The following is a 17,883-nucleotide window of genomic DNA, read 5'->3' on the forward strand; positions in this document are numbered from 1 at the left end:
TCTGTGGACTGTGAACTTTTCAAAACTTTTCCTCAATCCCCAAACCAAACAGCGCGAAATCATACTTAACGGGGTCTAAGGGATCAAATTCCCTAAGTTTCTCAGTCAACTCAACAGCCGTCAGCCAATCCGTTTGTTTCCGGGTGATCAGGCCAAGTTTTCTCCCCACCCGATCCACATGCAGGTCGCAGGGGCAGATGAGTTGAGCCGGACTGATCTTTTTCCAAAGTCCGAAATCCACCCCATTGTCATCAGAGCGCACCATCCACCGCAGGTACATATTGATCCGCTTGCAGGCAGCCTTTCGGTCCGGAGTCGCAATGTGCTTTTTGGTACGGTTGGGGAAATCAGGAAGACTGAAGAAAAATCGATGAAACTGGCTCAGGATCGAGTCCATCGAATCGACTTCGCCCGTCTGGCCTTTCAGAAATGCCTCCTCCAGACTCTCATGATTCCGATAAAACCAGCTTAAAAAGTGGACAAAATACAGCGTATCCACGTCGTTAAATGTTCGATGCTTAAAATTCAAAAAGACCTGCAGATCGCTTTCTTGGTGATTTACAAGGAAATCATGCGGAGCATTGTCCATCAATTGAAAAAGCTCCGTGCATTTATTGATGATCGTTTTGCGCTGGCCCCAAGCCAAGATCGATGCAAAAAAGCCCGCAATCTCGATGTCTTGTTTTTTGCTAAACCGATGGGGAATGCAAATCGGATCATTGACGATAAATCTCGGCTGATTGTATTGAGCAACCTTTTCGTCCAGAAAGTCTTTCAGATTCTGCATCAAAGCGCCACTTTCACTTCACCGCCCTGTGTCCCGTCAAACCATTTGAAGGAAATTTCATTCTCGACTTTCTCCGACACATGCCAGTCAAAACACTTGATATTGGTCAGCTGGCGGAGGGAATCTTGGTCTGGATCATAGAGGCAAATGTCAAAGTCAGGCATTTCCTTGGACTCCAGTGTATTCCATCTCTCCAAGATATAGCCTTCATCAAGCACCCGAACTTTTTTGCCGAAGACGTGATCTTCCAAGACAGAAGGCACGCCATCCTTTCTTCTCAACCTAAATCCAGACGGACCAAACATGATTTGCTTACAGACTTTTGCTTCCAGCAGGTCATTGGTATGGGGCATGGTCTCCCAATCCGTTTCCTTGAAAACGACCTTGGTTCCCTCCGGCTTGATGCGGGTCAGCAGTTCTGAAAGCTTGGAAAAAAGAAAAGTCAGGCCGATAAAAATCAATCCAAAACTCGCCAAAATCGGATAGCAGATGATAAAGATTGCGTTCCAGATAAATCTAAAGGCGTGGTGAAAGAAAAGCTGGACTTTATTCATGTCGGATTCACTCGAGGGTGCAAAGGTACTCCAGCCCCGCTACAAAGCCAAGCATTGCTCAGGTCAAAGGCCCCGTATAAGCCGTCAGCGATGTTGGCAAAACAAAACTTTCAGAGCTTGGATTTCTTGCCAGAAAGACAAAAAAAATCCCCTTTCTGGATATGGAAAGGGGATTAGTAACGGAAGGTTTTTAGCAATTAATCAATAAAGAACTTCCACGGGGAACCGTTGATTGACGGCTTTCAGCTGGTCAAATGCCGCCTGGGAAAGTTTGATCACCAGTTTGGAGTTGTCGCCGGTTTCAGGAAGCGTACCTACTACACGGGCAAAGATTGTCAGGTCATTTTCCTCATTTTTCACCCGCATGATACTTCCTACCGGAGCGGTTCGATGCAGCACGAGGTACTTCTTGTGGCCACCGGTACCGTCGATCAATTCAGCCTGACCGGTTTCTGTAATGTTTTTGAATCCTCCGGAGGTGTTTTCAATAGTCGGCTCCACCGTCATCTCCGCAGTGGAAGTTGCTGTTTTTGGTGTGCCGATCACGGGAACTGTGGACGGCCCTTCAGGTGCTCGTCCTACTTTGATCACCTGTCCGGAGCGAAGGTTATTTGAAGTCAGTCCATTCCATTTGATCAAATCTTCCACACTGGAATTGTACTGGGTGGAAACCGAAAACAAGGTTTCGCCCTGCTTCACGGTGTGAGAGATCCATTCACCGGGAGCAACCGGCGTTGTGTTAGCCACAGTGATGGAAGTTCGTGTCGGCTCTGGCTGCGGCTTGGTCGCTTCAGGCTGTTGGGCCGACTTTTTATCTGGCTTGGAGTCAGTTTTGGGTTGAGTTTCAGCTGCCGTCGGAGTCACTTTGGCAGTAGTCACCGTGGGGGTAGTCGTCAAGACTGGAGCGACGGGGGGAGCTTGGTAATCGCTGGCCAGCGTAGCATCTTTCACAATCAGCGCTTGTCCTACGCTCAAGTCATTTCCCATCAGTTTGTTCCATTGCTTCAGCGAGTCGACCGAAATTCCATATTTTTTGGAAATCGAAAAGAGCGTCTCACCCGGATTTACCTTGTGAAGTGCTGCTCCTGCAGGAACTGCGTTTTTTTCGATGTAGGGAACCCGAATCGTTTGACCGATTTTCAAGCCTTGTTTCAGGACTTCATTTGCACTTTGAATCTCTCCGACGGGAACCTGATATTTTCTAGAGATAGCAAAAAGCGTTTCTTGAGGACTTACTTTATGCAAGATAAACGTCTTGTTACCCACTCGCTCCACGCCGACCGAATCGCCAGCGATCAAACTGGAAGCATTTGAATAAGAAAGGGTTAAAACAAAAACGAGCAGGAAGGCACTGAGGAATCTGAACTGAGAAATCATCGTAATCAAGGCTATTGAAGTGAAATAGATTAAAAATTTCAAGAACCTTTTTGCAAGAATTATGCTAGAAATCATCCTCTCGGGGCTTTTTCCGACCTAAATTCCATGCAGCCGAAACCCCGGTAATTCCAGCTTGGAAACTTCAAACAAAAAATTGGTGTATTGCACCAGTGATCCTTATCTTTTCTCCTCAATTCCCAGTAAAATATGCGCCTCTTCACGTTTATCTTTTTATTCTTTGGCTTGCTTAGCTTTTCTCTTTTTGCCCAGGAAAAAGCCCAGAAAGTCTACACGTTCAAGATCGACGCAGACATCGACCCGGCGATGAACCGCCGCGTGAAGCTTGCTCTCGAAGAAGCAAAAGCGCATGAAGCCCAGCTCATCATCATAGAAATGGACACCTACGGCGGTGCAGTTACTGACGCAGACGAAATCCGCACGATGGTGCTCGAAAGCGAAATTCCCGTGTACGTCTTCATCAACAAAGATGCCGCTTCCGCCGGAGCGCTGATTTCCATTGCCGCCGACAGCATCTACATGGCACCGGGAGCGAGTATTGGCGCGGCCACGGTCGTCAACGGCACGGACGGTGCAGCCGCTCCCGATAAATACCAAAGCTACATGAGATCAATGATGCGGAGCACCGCAGAAGCAACCGGGCGAGATCCCAAGATCGCTGAAGGAATGGTGGACGAGAGGATCGAGATCGAAGGCATCACCGCTGCAGGTTCCGTGATTACATTCTCTGTGTCCGAAGCGATCAAATACGGCTTCTGTGAAGGAGAAATCTCCTCCATCACCGCATTACTTAAAGCCCAAAACCTGGAATCCGCCGAAGTGCTGGCGTACGAAGAGGACACAATCGACACCATCATTTCCTTCTTTCTGAACCCCGCCATCAGCGGCGTCCTGATCTTGATCATCATCGGAGGAATCTATTTTGAGCTGCAGACTCCCGGCGTCGGCTTTCCGATCCTTGCCTCCATCGTCGCTACACTACTTTATTTCATCCCCTACTACCTCAACGGACTGGCAGACAACTGGGAAATCCTGGTGTTCTTCGTCGGGATTATCCTACTCGCTGTGGAGCTTTTTGTGATCCCTGGTTTCGGTGTGTTTGGGATCACGGGGATCGTCTGCATCATCGGCGGATTGGTACTCGGGATGATTCCCAATGAAGATTTCAACTTTGAGTTCGTACCCGATTCCCAGCTTTTCACCGCGTTGCTGACCGTCATTCTGGCCTCGCTGGCATCCGTGGGTTTGGTCTTTTGGCTTACGCCTAAAGTCAACGAATGGGGCGCTTTCCGACATATCACACTGCCCAATACTCAGGAACGAAGTCAGGGCTACACCTCAAGCTTCTACTCTGATACACTGGTGGGAAAGACTGGCCTGGTCCACTCCCGCCTGCGCCCCAGCGGTAAGGTGGAGATCGAGGGAGAACTCTACGACGCTTACTCCCGCGGGGAATTTATCGATCAGGGCGAAAAGATCATCGTGATCTCCACCGAAGGCACTTCCCTGAAAGTGAAAAATCTCGCTACCGAAGCCTGAAAGAAATGGCTAAATTTGCAGCATGAATCCATTTCAGTCCATTTATGAACTGATCGGCGAAGATCAAATCCGATTGCTCACCCGATACTTTTACCAAGAAGTCGCCCAAAATCAAGCCTTGCGTAAACTCTACCCTGAGGAGGATTTGGCTCCTGCTGAGCGGAGGCTTTTCCTGTTTTTGCTGCAAGTGTTCGGCGGGCCACAGACATACTCCGAAGAGCGGGGCCACCCGAGGTTAAGACAGCGGCATTTCGATTGGCAGATCGGACCTGATATGCGAGATCATTGGCTTAATGCCATGCTCACTGCCCTCGACCGACTCAATCCGGATCAAAACGCCAAGGAATTGATGGCCGGATACTTCATCAAAGTCGCCAACCACATGATCAACCATGGGTAAGGTCTTTGCGCGCATTTATTCCATCTATGCTGCGGTGACTTTTGTGGTGACATTCCTGCTGATCTTTCCATTTATACTGATTTGCATCCGGATTCCCCGCTGGATGAAATACGGACGAAAGATCAACCGCTATTGGGCCAGGGCCTATTTTTCGCTGATTTTCTTGCCAATAAAAATCGAGATGGAAGCAAAAATCAAATCGGGAAAGCCTTACATTTTCCTAGCCAATCACTTCAGCTATCTCGACGTGGCGATGATGGGATTTATCCCCGGTGATGTGCTCTTTGTCGGCAAAGCATCCATAAGCAAGATGCCTCTTTTCGGCTACTATTTCAAAAGCCTTCACATCGCGGTGGACAGAGATCGGATGAGAAGCCGTGCAGAGACCATGCGAAGAGCAGGAGAAGCCCTGGATCGGGGAAGCAGCATCATTCTTTTTCCCGAAGGGGGAATATTCACTCCAAAACCGCCGAAAATGATTCCTTTTAAAAACGGTGCTTTCCGCCTGGCGATGGAAAAACAAATCCCCGTGATCCCTGTCACCTTATCCTATAATCATCTAATTTTGCCCGAAGACAATCAGTTTTTGCTGTATAGGAGAAGGGCCAAGATGGTTTTTCACCAGGCATTGGATCCGGGGGATTTTGACTCGGATATCAACTTAAAAGAAACTTGTTTCGCGGTAATCCAACAGCAACTGGACTCGGACAATCCCGTGGTTTGATCTCAGATTTTAAAGAAAATGAAGATAGATAAAGACTCAATCAAGAAGATCGCGCATCTGGCGAGACTTGAATTTGACGAAAGTTCTGCCGAAAAAATGTCCAAAGACATGTCGCAGATCCTGGACTGGGTGGAGCAACTCAACGAAGTCGACACCACCGGAATCGAACCCCTGACCACGATGTCATCCGAAGTCAACGTGATGCGGGAAGACAAGATCGGCAAGCATCTCGGTCATGAAGCCGGACTGAAAAATGCTCCAAAAAGTGATACAGACTACTTCCGCGTACCAAAGGTTTTGGAATAAGGATGTCTAAAAACCCCGCCGTTTCGAACATCATCGCAAAAACAGCTGCCCTCCTGCTCTTAGTGACCGGAGGGCTTTTTGCGTCCTATCCGCTTCTGTTTGGATCTGATAGCTATCCCAACATTGAGCCCGGCGCCTTTCTGGACACCGTAGCCGTACCGCTCGACTGGGTCAATCTGGGCACGCTCTCCTTTCCGATTCAGGTAGACAACTACTTGGTATTTCAGGAGTTTCATTCACTCCCGGCTGCATTTACCCTGCGGGAAAGTTATGGCTTCGGAATCATCGTCTTTCTGGTCGCCGTTTCCGCATTGGCACTTTTCAGCACCTTCAAAAAAATGCCTTTCCTCCTGTCAAGCGGCACGTGGATCGTTCTGTTGACACTTTTCAATGCAAACGGACTGAACATCGGAGCCGCGAGTTCAAACATTCCTTTGATTGTTCTGATCGTAGGAACCGTCCTGCCCTTGATCTATTTCCATGTTTGGAAGCCCAGTGCGGCATTTTGGTTGCGATGGCTGGCTGTTTTAATCGGTTCCGGTGTGGCTTTGCTGATTCTGATCCAGCTGAGTCCCATTGACAATCCCCAACTCTACCTTGCTGAGCAAAGCCTAATCGTCGGTTTGGGGATGGCCATCGCTTGGATTTTCTGGCAAGGTCACGCGGTGGTTTCGGGTATCTACCTGCTTTTGGCGCGAGCCAACCAAAACATCAGCATGAAGATCTCCTGGCAAATCATGGGAGTCGGCGCGCTCTACCTCTTGACCCTGGTATTTCTTCTTTTGAATCTAAAAGGAGAAATCGGCCTTCCGTTCCCGACGTTCTCTCCACTTCTACTGACACTTCCGATCGGTGTGCTGGGTTGGATCTCCACGACCACCAAACTGGAACAAGAACCCAATATCGCCGCCAAACCTGACTATTTGAAAGCACTCTTCCTACTCGGGTTTTCAATTGTCTTTTGGGTAATCTGGAAACTGGAAATCTCTCAAAACCAAGCCGCTTTCGAGTTTCTGAAGCACCTGATCGTCTATTCCCAGTTTGGATTTTCGCTGTTTTTCATCGTGTACCTCCTGAGCAATTTTCTCTCCATCATGGACTCCGGCAAGTCCGTGGACAAGGTACTTTACAAACCTTTTTCTCTCCCCTACTATCACCTCCGCATCGGTGGGCTGATCGCGATGTTAGTGATCACGATCTACATGGATGCGGTCTTGGCTCCCCAAGTCAGTTCGCTCACGACCAATATCCGCGGAGACTATTACTATCAGACGGGTAAAAAACTCGAGGCAAGTATCCTGTATGAAAATGCGTGGGATACGTTTCGGAAAAATAGGAAGGCGAAAAACACCACGGCTCAACTCCTGTTTGAACTCAGTCAGCCCACACTTGCCAAAGAACATCTGGGCGAAAGCTTCGCCGAAGCGCCGCAAGTGGACAACATTCTGTTGCTAAGCGCCCGGGTGATGCGGGAAAACAAACCTTTCGAGGGTGTATTTTACCTCGAAAACGGCCTGAAGCGGTTTCCGGAAAATCCCTATTTGATCAATAATCTGGCTTTGCTCTACGTGAAATTGCAAAAGCCCGATGAAGCGCTGAAACTGTTGGAAGACAACATAGATTCCAATCCTGTGCTGGCGTCAAACCTCATCGCTCTTCAGAGTAAACTTCAAAAGGAGCATCAAGAAACCGAATCAGGCGATGAACTGATTACCAAGATCAATTGGCTAGCCAGAAGAAATCTCCTCGGCGAACCCAGCGATGCCGGAGAGCTGCAAAGTCTCAGGTCGCAACTGGAGGGAAATACGTCTCCGATGATTCTAAACGCAGGAATCAGAAACCTTTTCTCCCTCAAAAGCTTCTCAGGAACCCCGGAAGACATCGCCTGGATCGACTCTATAAGCCGCAAACCAGAGATGTTGGACTATCTGATGCAGGTGCAAGAGACTGCCTCAATCCGGAGTCTGTCAGCAGGGAGAGTGACCGAATCGGTGAAAAACCTAAACGGGCTGGCCTTCCGAAATCCCGGCGATGCGGGCTATTACCTCAACCTGACAGCAGGGATCTTGGCTCGGAACCTGGATTTTGAAAAAGCGTCAAAAGATATCATAGCAGCCGAGGAGAAGGGGTTCAAAGCCTTTCGACCTTATCACTTGACGATCTTAGAATTGGGAGGTTTTGGAGAAAAGTCGATCGAACTGAGAGCGAAATATCAAGTCCCGGGATCAAATCCCCCGGAGGATTTCTTGACTTTACTCGCCAAGTTTAACCAAACAATCCCTGACAAGCTCTTCGATCAATGGTCACTCCTTTCTTCCAGCGAAATGAAGGCGGCTTTGGCTTATCTACTCTTGGAAAGAAAAGCGCATGGGCTGACCAAATATCAGTTGAATGAACTGGGAAACACCTTGAAAGGAAAGGTAGAAAATGAAGATAAACTCATTCAGTTCCTTCAAAACCCGGATTGGTCAGATCAAACTTCCCTGCTGGCGTTTTCAGAATTTCTGCAAGTCGGCGAGGAACTGACTGCAAATCCGTACCGTACACCACTGATTCTCAGTGCTGCGGACCGGCTCCAGGATCCGCTCGCTCAGTATGAATTACTCAACACGGCCAGCGAATTCAGTCGAGACCCCTTGCTTTGGATCAGAAAGGTGCAGGCAGCCAAACGCATCGGCTTGGACAACTATGCTACGGACGCGATACAGGAGATGAATACCTGGATGACCTGGGAAGAAATTGAATTGTTGATGGGCACAAACTATTGATCATTTTTCACGTATTTTGACACGTTGACCTTCCAAATTTTAAATACTAAACCACTATCTTAAGCAAAATTTTCTACCATGAGCAGAGTCATTGAAACCCACGAAATCAACAAAACTTATAAAATGGGCTCCGAAATCATCCAAGCCCTCAAGTCAGTAAGCATCACGGTAGATCGTGGGGAATACGTGGCGTTCATGGGACCTTCCGGATCAGGGAAATCGACCCTGATGAACATCATCGGCTGTCTCGACTCCCCTACGGCCGGAAGTTACGTTTTGGCAGGAAAAGACGTGAGTGACATGAGTGAAAATGAGCTCGCAGATATCCGTAACAAAGAAATCGGCTTTGTCTTTCAGACCTTCAACTTGCTTCCGAGAGCTTCCTGCCTGGACAACGTCGCGCTTCCGCTCGTGTATGCCGGTTTCAGCAAAGCAGAAAGATCTGAAATGGCTTTCAAAGCTTTAGACAATGTCGGCTTAGGAGACCGAACCAAGCACCGCCCCAACGAGCTATCAGGTGGTCAGCGGCAGCGTGTCGCGATCGCGAGAGCCTTGGTCAACAATCCTAGTATCATCCTCGCCGATGAACCTACCGGTAACTTGGACTCCAAAACATCCCACGATATCATGGAGCTTTTTCATGAACTCCACGCCAAAGGCAACACCATCATCATGGTAACACACGAAGATGACATTGCCCACTATGCGCACCGAATCGTCAGGCTTCGGGATGGACTGGTTGAGACTGACACGGTCAACCCCAATCCTACCAGAGGCGTACCAGTCCACGCCTGATTTGCTCCCGCTAAATTCAAATAGATTCTTATTTTTGTCACTGAAATGCACGCTGGCTGAATGAAAATCTATACCAAAACAGGAGATCAGGGCATCACCTCATTACTCGGTGGCGTTCGAGTGCCAAAGTCCGATTTGAGAATAGACGCCTACGGCACGATCGACGAACTGAATTCCTACCTGGGATTGCTGAGAGACCAGCCCGTCAACGAAAAACGGGCGGATTTTCTCAAAGGCATTCAGGATAGATTGTTCACCATCGGCGCCGACCTGGCCACTGCGCCCGGCAAAACCAAAGTCAAAAAACCGGATCTTCATCAGGCGGACATTGACTTAGTCGAGCAGGAGATCGATTTGATGGACGCGGATTTGCCTATGTTGACCGCATTTATCCTTCCCGGAGGTCACCAATCTGTCTCATTTTGCCACTTGGCGAGAACCGTGTGTAGACGCGCGGAGCGGATCGCAGTAGACCTTGCCTCGGTAGAACCAGTTTCCGAACTGGTCATTCAATATCTAAACAGACTTTCAGATTATCTGTTTGTACTGGGTAGGAAAATGGCGCAAGAACTGGACGTAGAAGAAGTAACTTGGGCACCCAGATTAAAATAAGCCGGTGCAGTTTCGTAAATTGCCTCGAAATCAAGCCAGGAGTCAATTTGACTCTGCAGGAAAATAGAAAAACTTAGGCGCTCAGCCTCAAAATAGAAAGCGTATGAAGACCTCACTTGCTATCCCGGTTCGGAAAACCACCCAGTCGAAACTTGCCGAAACAGACTTTTCCAACCTAGTCTTTGGCAAGACCATTTCTGATCACATGTTTGTGGCGGACTTCAAAAATGGCGAGTGGACCGATCTCCGAATCGAACCTTATGGCACATTAGATCTTCACCCTGCCAACGCGGCGCTTCACTACGGACAGTCAATTTTTGAGGGTTTGAAAGCCTACAAAAATGAAAAAGGCGAAATCCTGATCTTCCGAGGCGACGCAAACGCGCGAAGAATGAACGAGTCCGCAGTGAGAATGTGTATGCCGGAGATTCCCGAAGAAATCTTCATGGAAGGCTTGCTTCAACTGATCGAATTGGACCGAAACTGGGTCCCATCTGGAAAAGGAGCTAGTTTGTACATCCGACCTTACATGTTCGCCACCGACAATTACATCGGCGTCAAACCATCCGATACCTATAAATTCATCATCTTCACCTGTCCAGTGGGCGCGTATTACAGCAAGCCGGTCAGCGTGAAAGTGGAAACCGATTTCACAAGAGCCACAGAAGGCGGAACAGGCGGAGCCAAAACTGCCGGAAACTATGCGGCTTCCCTTTTTCCGGCACTTCAGGCCCAGCGCGCCGGCTACGACCAGTTGCTCTGGACAGATGGCAAATCCCACAGCAAGATCGAGGAAAGCGGAACCATGAACGTGATGTTTGACATCAACGGAACGCTGATCACTGCGCCAACAAACACCGGAACTATCCTCAAAGGAATCACCAGAGATTCAGTGGTTCAGCTCGCCAAGGACTGGGGCAAGCCGCTCGAAGAGCGATTCATGACTGTTTCCGAGCTTCAACAAGCCTTGGAAGACGGCAGCCTGAAAGAAGCCTTTGGCTCCGGAACCGCAGCGACTATAGCCCATATCTCGAAAATCAATGTGAATGGCAAAGACTACATCCTGCCAGAAGGCAATCCAAATGCGTTTTCATACAAAGTGCTCCATGAACTGGACGGCATCAAGTACGGCGACATTGCGGACTCGAGAGGCTGGATCGTAAAAATCTAAAATTGAACAGGAAGGCAACTTCCTGTTTCTCGTTACTTTTCATCTATGAAATCAGCTTTAACAGCGACTCTTTTGTTTTTTCTTTTTGTCGGAGCGCAAGCGCAGTCCCGCGATTTCATTCTCCTCAAAAGAGGCAGCAATCAAAAATCCCAGATCAGGTTTTACCCAGGGGAAGACATCACCTACAAAAGCAAAAAACTGGGCTATTTCGTCACGGATCAGATTGTCAGCGTAGACAAAGACTTCATCTACCTCACGGAAAACATCCTGAGTCCGGCAGACATTGAGGAAGTCGATATCCGGAACAAAGATCCCAGAAATCGCACGATGCGTAACCTAACGGCACTTTTCCTGGGTGCCGGGGGAATTCTGTTAACCGTCGAAGCGGTCAACAGCCTCTATCAAACGAGTGAACTTGAGATCGACTCCGGTGTGGCCATTACTTCCGGAATTCTGATCGGGACGGGTCTTGCTTTGCTTCCACTTCGGTACAAAACTTTCAAAAACACCAGTGGCTATGGGATTCAAATCATCCTGATGCGGATGGAATAATTGAATCAGGCTGGCAAAAGCGGATATTTTTTCGGACTTTTGCAGACTAAATTTTCAACTAGACAGATGACTTCAGAACAACTGAAAGACTTGAAAGCCCGCACATCGGCTTTGAGGAGGTATCTTTGACTACGATCGTAAGAAAGTAGAGATCCAAGACTTCGAGGCCGTTTCGGCCCAGGCAGACTTTTGGAATAATCCAGAAGAAGCCGAAAAAACAATGAAACAAATCCAAGCCCGTAAAGGCTGGACCACTTCTTTTGAAAACCTGGATCAAAAAATCCAGGACCTGGAAGTACTGTATGAATTCTACAGTGCCGGAGAGGTGACAGAAGAAGAACTCAGGGCTGATTTTCTCAAAGCTAAAGAAGCTGTAGAGGAACTCGAGCTGAAAAAGATGCTCTCCAATGAGGAGGATCAGCTTAACGCTGTCCTTGAAATCAACCCAGGTGCAGGCGGAACAGAAAGCAACGACTGGGCTTCCATCCTGATGCGGATGTACATCATGTGGGGAGAAAAAAACGGCTACAAGGTCAAAGAAGTAGACGTCCAGGAAGGAGAAGTTGCAGGGATCAAATCAGCCACTTTGGAATTTGAAGGGCCTTTGGCCTACGGATTCTTAAAGTCTGAAACCGGCGTTCACCGTTTGGTTCGAATTTCCCCATTTGACTCTGGCGGGAGAAGACATACTTCCTTTGCCTCCGTTTACGCTTATCCGGAAGTGGATGATTCGATCGAGATCGAGATCAACCCGGCCGATGTCGAGCTGCATACTTCCAGATCTGGTGGTGCAGGTGGACAAAACGTAAACAAGGTGGAGACCAAAGTTCAGCTGACCCACAAGCCAACGGGAATCGTGGTCGTTTGCCAGATCGAGCGCTCTCAGCTTGCCAACCGTGAGAAAGCCATGCAAATGCTGAAGTCCAGACTGTACCAGATGGAACTTGAAAAGCGGAACGCCGAGATCGCCAAGATCGAATCTTCCAAACTTCGGGTCGACTTCGGCTCCCAAATCCGGAACTACGTCCTTCACCCCTACAAACTGGTAAAAGACAACCGAACCGGGCACGAGACATCCGACGCTCAGAGTGTTTTGGACGGAGCATTGAACGAATTCATGAAAGCGTTCCTCCTCGCACAGAGCGAAGAGGAAGCAAACAAAGATTAATCGATCAGGCCGGAAAAACTTCCGGCCTTTTTTATTTCCTTACGAGCCGAATGCGCCTAACACCCTCCTTCTTCACGTTGGACTTTTTCCTGCTCTGCATGAGCTCATTCCTGTTTTTTTCGTCTTTCAACATGATCATCCCGGAATTGCCGGCCTATCTGAGCTCGATGGGTGGCGAAGACTACAAAGGCCTGATCATTGCACTTTTCACGCTTTCGGCGGGACTTTCGAGACCTTTCAGCGGCAAGTTGGCTGACAAGATCGGGCGGATCCCCGTGATGATGGTCGGCGCCACTGTTTGCTTTGTAGTCGGCTTATTGTATCCTCTTTTGACATTCGTATCGGGATTTCTATTTCTACGGTTTGCGCATGGATTTTCGACCGGCTTTACCCCTACTGGTGCATCGGCTTATGTCGCTGACATAGTTCCCTTCCAGAAAAGAGGCGAGGCCATGGGAATCCAGTCGTTGTTCGGTTCGCTGGGAATGGCTGCCGGACCTGCAATCGGAGGCTTGATCGCAAGTATCTGGTCCATCAATACCGTTTTCTATTGCGCGGCATTCACGGCAATTTTCTCCATTCTGATTTTACTCAGATTAAAAGAAACGCTTAAGGAAAGACAGCCACTTTCGCTCGGACTCTTCAAGCTCAGCCGTCATGAGATCATCGAAAAGCGCGTACTGCTACCATCCATCATTCTCTTCCTGTCAGTCTTTTCCTTCGGTGTCGTCCTGACGATCATCCCAGACTTTTCTACCCACCTGGGGATCAAAAACAAAGGGCTTTTCTTCGCAGTGTTCACCATCTCATCTCTGGGTATCAGATTGATTGCGGGAAAAACCTCTGACAGATACGGCCGGGTGGTTGTACTGAGAGCGGCGGTTATCTGCATGATGCTAGCGATGGGGTCGATAGCCTTTGCCGAAACCAAAACCGTTCTGCTCTTCTCAGGAGTGCTCTTCGGAGCTGCCGTCGGGATGTACAGTCCAACGACCACCGCATGGGTCGTAGACCGTTCGCTGGACCACTACCGCGGAAGAGCGATTGCCACGATGTATATCTTTCTGGAAAGCGGCATTGGGGTCGGAGCGCTGATCTCAGGATGGCTTTACGCAAACAATCCTGAGAACTTCCGTCTCGTCTTCCTCAGTTCCGGAGCAGTAGCTTTTCTAGCCTTTGTTATTTTGATTTTTATAAAAAGAGACCGTAAAACCTACCTCTCCCATCAATAGCCTAGATAATTACTCACTCGCGGAATCGCCAAGATCGCCTTTTGCCGTCCATTGTAGTAGGTGACTTTTTCCCCGTCAAAGAAGGCTCCTTCCTCTAGCATTACGCGGACATCTTTGTTCCACTCCTTCACAAAAACCACCGCATTCAATTCAATCGCGTACCCGGTATTGGCATGGAGTGGAAAATCGCCAGCTCCTGGAGTATTGCCCTGATTGTCCCACATGCCGATGGTTGGGCCGGCTGAATGCCCGTAATACCCCAGTGGATGGGTATAAATACTACCCCGGATACCTTCGGACTCCATCTGTTTTCTTGATGCAGCAAGGATTTCATTTCCGGTTTTTCCAGAGACATAGTTCGAAGTCAGAATATCCTGAAGCCGGTTTCCAACTGCTAAAGCATCCTGCAGATATTTTGGAACCTCGGTTTCTCCTGCCTTCAGCACATAGGCCAATTCCTGTGTATCCGTGTTCAGCCTCAGATAGGTGATTCCAAAATCAATATGCAGCAAGTCTCCCTGCATGATAACCTGCTCATCGGGACGAACTGCGAAAGAGCGGCTGGCCTCCGCGGAGGCCGGATCAGGCCGCTGAATATCCACCGTCGGGTGAAACCAAGTATCAAGCTTCATCTCGGCGATCTTTTCCCGATAAAACCAAACCACATCCTCGGTCGTCGTCACTCCGGGAGTGATCACCCGATCAGAAAGCCCCTCGGCCACGATGTAATGCGCCAGCTCCTGGATGTGTTTATATGCCGCCATCTCAGCAGGAGTGCGTGTTTCGAGCCATCTGACCGCTAGAGTTTGCGCCGAAACGACATTTGATCGTAGCGCTTCAGGAAGATTCTCCATGAATTCCTCGTGGTCGAAATGCGTCAATCCGTCCGCATGGCCGTAATCCTTGGCAAAGTTGAGTCCTATCTTTTTGGGATTTTTGGAAGCAATCACGTCCATCAAGGCCTTCCACTGATTCGGCTGAGCCTCTGGATCCCAAGCTCGTTTGAAGGATTTTCCTACGTCATACCGGGCGATCGCGTAGGTTTCCACCTTGGCATTGGGACTCGGCTGATACATCACCAAGATCGTCCTTCTTCTCGCCGCGTGCCACGTAGCCGGCAAGAGCGTCCGGATTACCGGGTCTTCGTTGTACTCGCGCGACATCACCACCCACATATCGATACCGGTCTCCGTCATCAGGGCTGGTAGCAGATTTTGGATGCGATCCTCCAACCAGGAGTCGATTACCTCTGCCTGTTCCCGTTGGGAAAGCACGGCAGGATGCTGGGCAGAAGCCGAAATCGTAGTCAGCACCACAATAAAAGAGAGTACAAAAAGCTTCATAGATTTCAAGTGTGATTTGAATCCAAGATAGCTTTTAGAAGGAAATATCGAACCTCCGTCTACGTAATTGATATAGGGCTGGAAATTTTTGGCTTTTCTTCCATCCGCTTTTTGCTCAAAGAGAGGAATCGATAAAGCAGCACAGCTGCTGTGATCGTCAATCCGATCAGCAATCCATACCAAATACCGTGCGCTCCCATTCCCAGGTTAAAAGCAAGAAAATAGCCAAGTGGCAGTCCCAATGCCCAGTAAGCCAACAAGGTGGCAATGGTCGGCACTTTTACATCTTCCAAGCCTCTTAAAACGCCAAGTCCGACCGCCTGAACTCCGTCTGACAGCTGAAACAATCCAGCGATGACTAAGAGAGAAGCTGACAGCGCGATCACTTCAGGATCATCGATGTATAGCGATGGGAGGAAATATCGAAAGGCAAAGAATATCAACGCACTGGCAAACATGAAGACTACTACCATCCCAAAAACTACCAAGCCTGCTTGCCTCATCGCTTTCATATCCCCCTTCCCAACTTGATTGCTGACACGGATCATGCCGGCGGTGGCAAGGCCAGTCGCCATCATGTAAGAAATGGACGCTAGGTTCAGCGCTATCTGGTGGCCAGCGAGTGCATTCACTCCGATCCAACCCATCATGATCGCCGCCGTGCTGAAGGCTGAAACTTCGAAAATAAACTGGAATCCCGTCGGTATTCCGATCTTCAAAATTCTGGAAATCATCGGAAAGCTTGCTCCGGGCAGGGTAAGTTTGAACTGATATCTTTTATACCGGGGTGAAAGCAAGATGTATCCGCCCATCATGAGCATCATCAAAACCCGTGAGATCAAAGTCGCAAGTCCCGCTCCATTCAACCCCATCTCGGGAAATCCGAATTTACCCCATATAAGAATCCAGTTCAGAAACACGTTAACCAGGTTGGCAAAGATCGTAATGAACATCGCCTGACGGGTCTGGGACAAGCCCTCTGCCATTTGCTTAAAGGTCTGGAAAACCATCAAAGGCAACAAGGACGCGGTGATTATCAGCAAATAAGGCACTGCCAAGATCACGACTTCTTCGGGCTGATTGAGAAAATGTAAGCCCTGAGACAATCCTAAAACCGCACCGGTCATCAGTAAACTTGCGATCACATTGATCCAAAGCCCATGACTGAACAGCCGGGAAATCCGATGGGACTTGCCTTTGCCGTCGGCCTTGGAGACCAGTGGTGTAATCCCCATCGAGATTCCGATCCCAAACATCATCACGACAAAGAAGATACTGTTGCCGAGTGAAGAAGCGGCCAAAGGCAACGCACCCAGCTGCCCCACCATCATGCTATCGGCCACCCCGACGGACACCTGCCCAAGTTGGCTCAACATGACCGGGTAAGCCAAGTGAAAAGTCGTATTGATATGATCCCTGAGTGTCATCTGCTTAATATCCTAAAATCCGGGCAACCTTGAGAATCCCTGCCACACTGATGCTGTCGGTGATTGCTCCGGACATCACCATGTCCAACACCTCCGAAAAGGGGAGCTTCTTGATCTGAAGGACCTCTGTCTCCTCAAACTCCGTCTGTCCCTGAGTCAGCTCCTCTGCGAGATAGACGATTCCCACTTCGTCAGTCACGGAATTTGACGTATGAACTTTCATGATCTCAGTCCATTTCGCAGCGATCAAGCCGGTTTCCTCTCTGAGTTCTCGCTTGGCGGAGTCGAGTAGATCCTGCTCAATCGGTCCTCCACCCATCGGAACCTCCCAAGTGTATTCGTGCAGCGTATACCGATACTGCCCAACCAGCCAGGTGTTACCGTTTTCGTCGACGGGGATAATGGCCATCGCCCGATTCTTAAAATGGACTTTGCCATAAATTCCTTCCTTTCCCGCAGGATTAAGGATGTCATGATGCTCGAGTCTGATCCAGGGATTGTCATAGACAGGAGTAATTTTGAGCGTAGTCCAGGGATTTTCAGTCATATTTATTCAAAAAAAAAGGGCGGTTGAGCCGCCCTTGATTTATATTAAAACCTTGCTTAAGCAGGGATCGGGAGCACTTTCGAATCTTTAAAGGTAGAGAGAATAACCATGGATTGCATGGAATCTACTTCCTTGATTTCAGACACTTTTTCAAGCATCAATTTTTGATAAGCGGTAATATCCTTGGCGATGATCTTCAGGATAAAGTCGCCTGTACCGGTGATGTGGTGACACTCGATGATCTCTGGAATCTCATTGATCTCTCTCATGAAAGCATCAATGTTTCCCTTGTTGTGGCCGATTAAGCTCACCAATACAAATGTGCTGACGCCCAGCCCGATTCTTTCGGGATCAAGCTTTGCATGGTAGCTTTTGATGATTCCGGATTGTTCCAATTTCTTGACTCGCTCCAAGGTTGGCGCTGGAGAAAGACCAATATCTTTCGACAATTGGGCATTGGTGATTTTTGCATTGGCCTGAAGGATTTCCAGAATCCTTCGGTCTATTTTATCGAATTTGATTCTTACGCTATTGTCCATGATATTCGGTTTTTGCAAAATTTT

The 17,883-nt window shown here is 48.7% G+C and carries 18 protein-coding genes; 11 read left to right on the forward strand and 7 right to left on the reverse strand.

Features of this window, described 5'->3' with window-relative positions; genetic code table 11:
* Positions 1-19: 19 nt before the first annotated feature.
* The 3 genes from G459_RS0125125 to G459_RS0125135 all read right to left on the reverse strand — a co-directional run bounded on the left by G459_RS0125125 (position 20) and on the right by G459_RS0125135 (position 2,718).
* The gene (locus G459_RS0125125) at positions 20-787 is read right to left on the reverse strand and encodes a TIGR02757 family protein (protein ID WP_026970042.1); all 768 of its coding nucleotides are present in this window, start codon (positions 785-787) and stop codon (positions 20-22) included.
* On the reverse strand, positions 787-1,341 hold the full coding sequence (locus tag G459_RS0125130) for a hypothetical protein (protein ID WP_026970043.1): 555 nt from the start codon (positions 1,339-1,341) through the stop codon (positions 787-789). The genes G459_RS0125125 and G459_RS0125130 overlap by 1 nt, the downstream gene beginning before the upstream one ends.
* 201 nt (positions 1,342-1,542) lie before the next feature.
* The gene (locus tag G459_RS0125135; RefSeq protein WP_035457007.1) at positions 1,543-2,718 is read right to left on the reverse strand and encodes a LysM peptidoglycan-binding domain-containing protein; all 1,176 of its coding nucleotides are present in this window, start codon (positions 2,716-2,718) and stop codon (positions 1,543-1,545) included.
* A 207-nt stretch (positions 2,719-2,925) separates the two neighbouring features.
* On the opposite strand from G459_RS0125135, the gene G459_RS0125140 reads away from it, so the two are divergent.
* The 11 genes from G459_RS0125140 (at position 2,926) to G459_RS0125190 (ending at position 14,003) form a co-directional block, all read left to right on the forward strand.
* Positions 2,926-4,275: an NfeD family protein gene (locus G459_RS0125140; RefSeq protein ID WP_026970045.1), complete on the forward strand. Its 1,350-nt coding sequence runs from the start codon at positions 2,926-2,928 to the stop codon at positions 4,273-4,275.
* A 22-nt stretch (positions 4,276-4,297) separates the two neighbouring features.
* Positions 4,298-4,675 carry a globin domain-containing protein gene (locus G459_RS0125145; RefSeq protein ID WP_026970046.1) on the forward strand — a complete coding sequence of 126 codons (378 nt, stop codon included), beginning with the start codon at positions 4,298-4,300 and terminating at the stop codon, positions 4,673-4,675.
* Positions 4,668-5,399, forward strand: a complete 732-nt coding sequence (locus tag G459_RS0125150) for a lysophospholipid acyltransferase family protein (protein ID WP_026970047.1) — start codon at positions 4,668-4,670, stop codon at positions 5,397-5,399. Before G459_RS0125145 ends, G459_RS0125150 begins: the two co-directional genes overlap by 8 nt.
* 18 nt (positions 5,400-5,417) lie before the next feature.
* The gene (gene gatC, locus G459_RS0125155; protein WP_026970048.1) at positions 5,418-5,705 is read left to right on the forward strand and encodes an Asp-tRNA(Asn)/Glu-tRNA(Gln) amidotransferase subunit GatC; all 288 of its coding nucleotides are present in this window, start codon (positions 5,418-5,420) and stop codon (positions 5,703-5,705) included.
* A gap of 2 nt (positions 5,706-5,707) precedes the next feature.
* A complete protein-coding gene (locus tag G459_RS0125160; protein WP_026970049.1) occupies positions 5,708-8,473 on the forward strand; it encodes a hypothetical protein in 2,766 nt (921 codons plus the stop codon).
* 78 nt (positions 8,474-8,551) lie between these two features.
* Positions 8,552-9,268 carry an ABC transporter ATP-binding protein gene (locus G459_RS0125165; RefSeq protein ID WP_026970050.1) on the forward strand — a complete coding sequence of 239 codons (717 nt, stop codon included), beginning with the start codon at positions 8,552-8,554 and terminating at the stop codon, positions 9,266-9,268.
* A 60-nt stretch (positions 9,269-9,328) separates the two neighbouring features.
* Positions 9,329-9,880: a cob(I)yrinic acid a,c-diamide adenosyltransferase gene (locus G459_RS0125170; RefSeq protein ID WP_026970051.1), complete on the forward strand. Its 552-nt coding sequence runs from the start codon at positions 9,329-9,331 to the stop codon at positions 9,878-9,880.
* Positions 9,881-9,983: 103 nt separating this feature from the next.
* On the forward strand, positions 9,984-11,051 hold the full coding sequence (locus G459_RS0125175; protein WP_026970052.1) for a branched-chain amino acid aminotransferase: 1,068 nt from the start codon (positions 9,984-9,986) through the stop codon (positions 11,049-11,051).
* Positions 11,052-11,096: 45 nt separating this feature from the next.
* Positions 11,097-11,603 carry a hypothetical protein gene (locus tag G459_RS0125180; RefSeq protein ID WP_026970053.1) on the forward strand — a complete coding sequence of 169 codons (507 nt, stop codon included), beginning with the start codon at positions 11,097-11,099 and terminating at the stop codon, positions 11,601-11,603.
* Positions 11,604-11,669: 66 nt separating this feature from the next.
* Positions 11,670-12,771 (forward strand): peptide chain release factor 2 gene (prfB, locus tag G459_RS0125185; RefSeq protein WP_157373456.1). Its coding sequence is split into 2 segments (ribosomal slippage): positions 11,670-11,729 and positions 11,731-12,771, totalling 1,101 coding nucleotides; the frame shifts between segments, so codons are not numbered across the junction.
* Positions 12,772-12,821: 50 nt separating this feature from the next.
* Positions 12,822-14,003, forward strand: a complete 1,182-nt coding sequence (locus tag G459_RS0125190) for an MFS transporter (RefSeq protein ID WP_026970055.1) — start codon at positions 12,822-12,824, stop codon at positions 14,001-14,003.
* Here G459_RS0125190 and G459_RS0125195 read toward each other — a convergent pair.
* From G459_RS0125195 to G459_RS0125210, 4 genes are read right to left on the reverse strand one after another with little or no spacing between them, the layout of a single operon-like run.
* Positions 13,997-15,346, reverse strand: coding sequence for a M24 family metallopeptidase (locus G459_RS0125195; protein WP_026970056.1), 1,350 nt, complete (start codon positions 15,344-15,346; stop codon positions 13,997-13,999). The genes G459_RS0125190 and G459_RS0125195 overlap by 7 nt on opposite strands.
* 59 nt (positions 15,347-15,405) lie before the next feature.
* Positions 15,406-16,773, reverse strand: coding sequence for an MATE family efflux transporter (locus tag G459_RS0125200; protein ID WP_026970057.1), 1,368 nt, complete (start codon positions 16,771-16,773; stop codon positions 15,406-15,408).
* Between the two features lie 4 nt (positions 16,774-16,777).
* Positions 16,778-17,320 carry an NUDIX domain-containing protein gene (locus G459_RS0125205; protein ID WP_026970058.1) on the reverse strand — a complete coding sequence of 181 codons (543 nt, stop codon included), beginning with the start codon at positions 17,318-17,320 and terminating at the stop codon, positions 16,778-16,780.
* A 56-nt stretch (positions 17,321-17,376) separates the two neighbouring features.
* The gene (locus G459_RS0125210) at positions 17,377-17,859 is read right to left on the reverse strand and encodes an Lrp/AsnC family transcriptional regulator (protein WP_026970059.1); all 483 of its coding nucleotides are present in this window, start codon (positions 17,857-17,859) and stop codon (positions 17,377-17,379) included.
* Between the last annotated feature and the right edge of the window lie 24 nt (positions 17,860-17,883).

Source organism: Algoriphagus terrigena DSM 22685, assembly GCF_000429445.1.
Classification (GTDB): domain Bacteria; phylum Bacteroidota; class Bacteroidia; order Cytophagales; family Cyclobacteriaceae; genus Algoriphagus; species Algoriphagus terrigena.